3 protein-coding genes are annotated in these 3,469 nt (G+C 44.1%); all 3 read right to left on the minus strand.

Annotated elements, in window-relative coordinates; translation table 11 throughout:
* On the minus strand, positions 1–1,142 hold a 1,142-nt coding region (locus AC1DSE_RS32885; RefSeq protein WP_477528883.1), incomplete at its 3' end, for a type 2 periplasmic-binding domain-containing protein.
* A gap of 105 nt (positions 1,143–1,247) precedes the next feature.
* Positions 1,248–2,858 carry a response regulator transcription factor gene (locus AC1DSE_RS32890; RefSeq protein WP_477510495.1) on the minus strand — a complete coding sequence of 537 codons (1,611 nt, stop codon included), beginning with the start codon at positions 2,856–2,858 and terminating at the stop codon, positions 1,248–1,250.
* On the minus strand, positions 2,836–3,469 hold a 634-nt coding region (locus tag AC1DSE_RS32895; RefSeq protein WP_477528884.1), incomplete at its 5' end, for a sensor histidine kinase. The genes AC1DSE_RS32895 and AC1DSE_RS32890, both read right to left, overlap by 23 nt.

The following is a 3,469-nucleotide window of genomic DNA, read 5'->3' on the forward strand; positions in this document are numbered from 1 at the left end:
GGATGCTTCGCATCCTTGTTGATCATAATACTAGCGTTTACGCCAGAGTTCTGCCATTTTGTACCCATGTAACCGTCCGGACCTGCAGGTACCGGGTAAGCTTTATATTTGGAGCCTGGTACGTTTTTCAACAAATCTGGAGCCGGCCAATCTGGTACCCAGTTTGCGCCTGGCAAGATGCCTGCTGCGCCTTTTGTCCAGCTTTCTGCTGACTTGCCTTCATCCCACAAAGCGGAGTCTGCATGGATATAACCTTTGTTCATCCATTCTTGAAGCTTCGCAAGTGCTGCTTTTGCTCCTGGATTTACGGAACCGTATTCAAGATTTCCGTCTTTATCTTTGTTCCATTGCTCTTGAACAGAACCGTAAGCACCGAATAACCAATCAAGTCCGCCCATCCAAGTGTTCGTAGCGCCTTTCAAAGAAATCGCTAGTGGATAAACATCTTTTGGCGCTAGGCCGTCAGGGTTTTCGTTTTTGAATTTGTCCATAATGACTTCTAGATCTGCAATTGTTTTTGGAGCCTCTAGTTTCAGCTTCTCCATCCAATCTTCACGAAGCCAAAGCAGCGTGTTGTCATTGTTCGTATACTCCATCAATGGCACATTGTATTTCTTGCCGTCTCTTGTGAAGGGATACCAAAGCTCAGGGTTTTTCTCAGCATGGTCCTTCCAAACTTTTGTTGCGTACTTGTCAAACAGCTCATCAATTGCAATAAATTGACCAGAATCGATAAGTTGGTTAGTCAATACAGCGTTTGTTGGTACCTTTACAAAATCCGGAAGCTTCTCGCCTGAAGAAATAGCAAGTTGAAGCTTTTGTCTGTATTGATCATCACTTGCTGGATACCAAGTATCCTTATGTTTAATACCAAGTGTTTCAAGCATCCAACGATCGTGGACGTTGTTTTCCTTCGTATCGCCTTTACCGCCATAGTTCTTAATCGGCATCAATACGGTGCTGATTTCAATCGGTGGATCGTATTTGCCAGCGGCGAATGCGCTATCAGCTGTACTAGTACTAGTATTCGTTGAACCTGACTCTTCTTTGTTTACGTTCTTGCCGGTATTACCGCTGCAAGCTGTAACGAAAACGAGTCCCAAAGCTGCAAGTAGAAGCCCTGCTTTTTTGAATTTAGCCATTTTTCTTTTCCCCCTACGGTGTAAGATCCTTACATGAGTAACTTTAACAATTTGTACGGGGGGGTATCTATAGGACATTGTTAGTTTCCATAGGACTCTGTTAGGCTATTGATTGCCGTCCCTATATTCCTGCGGTGTTACACCATACTGGCGTTTGAACACTTTGATAAAATAAGCCGGGTCCAAATAGCCGATTTCCATGCTAATTTCATAAATCTTTTTGCTAGTCGTTTTCAGCTTATGGCAGGCTCGTTCCATGCGCAGACGTGATATATAATCACTTATGCCTTCACCCGTCTCAATCTTATATATTTTGGACAGATGGGTAGGATGCAAATTCACATGGTCAGCGAGCGCTCGCAAAGAAACGTCTTCGTGAAGATGCTCCTCCGCGAAATTTTGAATCTTCTTCACATAAGAAGAACGTATATCTTTAATTTCACTTGAGGTGCCGTCCTTCAGCTTCGAAAGCACGTTAAGCGACCATTTGCGCAGCTTGCTGATCGATGTAAAAGCTTCTCCGCTTTGCAAAGGCTCCATATCTGCCCCTAGCAGCTTGACCAGCGTATGCCCGTTCCGATGTGCCAGCTGTGTGAACGAGGAGGCGATCAAAAATCCAGCCTCCATGCAATGCTCCCATGAGTCGGACCATCTCTCGTCGAGCTCCGCGCAAACGCTTACCAGCTTATCCTCCGCAGCCTCCCAGCGCCCTGCCTCTAATAAGCTAATCAGAGACGGCGGCATATAAAGAGCGTCCAACGGACCATGCGATACGCTTGGCTCCATATCGCCAACCCGCATAACAAATTCTCGCTCGTCCCCTACGATTTGCCTAAAGTAAGCAAACGATTTGCGATAATTATCCTGAAGCTGTTCAGGAAACTTGAAAGATTCTGATAGTACGATGGATAAGGATCCTTTCAAAAATTGTTTTACTTTATGCTGAAGCTGAATCGCAAGCTTCTCCAAAATCTTCTCTTTTCCAGGGATTGAACCCTTATCCTTCAGTTGAAGCAAAAACACTAAATAACCATGCTCCTCCTTTACTCCCCATACTTCAGAAAATTCACTGAAGATCTCTTCCGCCATATTGATAATGGCATATTCCATCAGCTGTTGACCGTTACTTGTATATTGCCCAAATTCCTCTTCCATACGTACAAGCAGCAGTGTGCAATCTCCATAACTGAACGGCAAGCCATAGCTTTCAAGCTTTCGAGTCCATTCATCCGCAGACATTCGGTAGCCTTTTAACGCATCAATCAGCAACTGACCGCGCAGCAGCGGCAGATTCTCCCTCAGCGTGTACTCTGTCCGCTCCTGCGAGCTGACCGCTTCCCATTCCGCTTGCAATTGGTCAATCGCAGTCTTAACCGCGCTGAACAGTTCGTTATCCGTTGGCGGCTTTAGCAAATAATCTACCGTTTGATTTTGGACCGCTTTTTTGGCAAATTCAAAGTCCGAATGTCCTGATAAAATAATACATTTCATTCTTTTATCGCGTTCCCGTATTTTCTCTATGAGTTCAAGCCCCGTCATTTCGGGCATTAAAATATCGGATATGACAATATCAATGGGATTCGTTTCTATAATTTGAAGCGCCTCATGTGCAGAGTAAGCTTTATGAACCTGCTCAATACCAAGAGTATGCCAAGGCTTGTGCATCGATAAATTCTCTACCCAGTGTGCTTCATCATCTACGATTATCATCTGCATGTTGTGTATCTCCTTGTAAAGTAGGATAAGGTCTCTGTTCTTCTCCAGATGCTGTTTCCCATACGATTTCTGTCCGAAATCCTCCTAATGGCGATTTTTTGAAGCATAAATAAGATTTATCGCCAAATTGATGAATGATACGCTGATTCGTATTCCAAAGTCCGCAGCCCATTTCCTCTTTCAATGGCTCACTCATTTTTGTATTCAACGCTTCAAGCACACTTGGCTCAAGCTCCGGGCCATCGTCATCGATATATATTTTGCATAACCCGTCTGACATCTCGCCGGTAATTCGAATTTCTCCAGATGTATAGGATTTCCCTATACCATGAATGACCGCATTTTCTACGATAGGCTGAAGCATAAGCGGCGGTATGCGCTGCTTCAGCATTTCTGCTGGGATATCTATTGTATAATCAATTCTGCCGTTGCGCAGCTTCTGAATGTCCAAATAATTAATGAGTAATTTAATTTCTTCATCCAGCGCGGCGGTTTGTCTCTCCGTTCGAGTCGTATAGCGATAATAGGCGCTTAAATTGTATGCCATCGACACAACCGCTTCCTGTTCTTTCATCTGTGCCATATTAATTATATAGCCCAAACAGTTATAT

The organism is Paenibacillus sp. 01L418 (genome assembly GCF_056400045.1).

What these genes read in the sequence shown, in the direction of transcription:
- AC1DSE_RS32890 (WP_477510495.1), bottom strand. Translation starts at nt 2,858, where the DNA reads ATGCAGATGATAATCGTAGATGATGAAGCACACTGGGTAGAGAATTTA.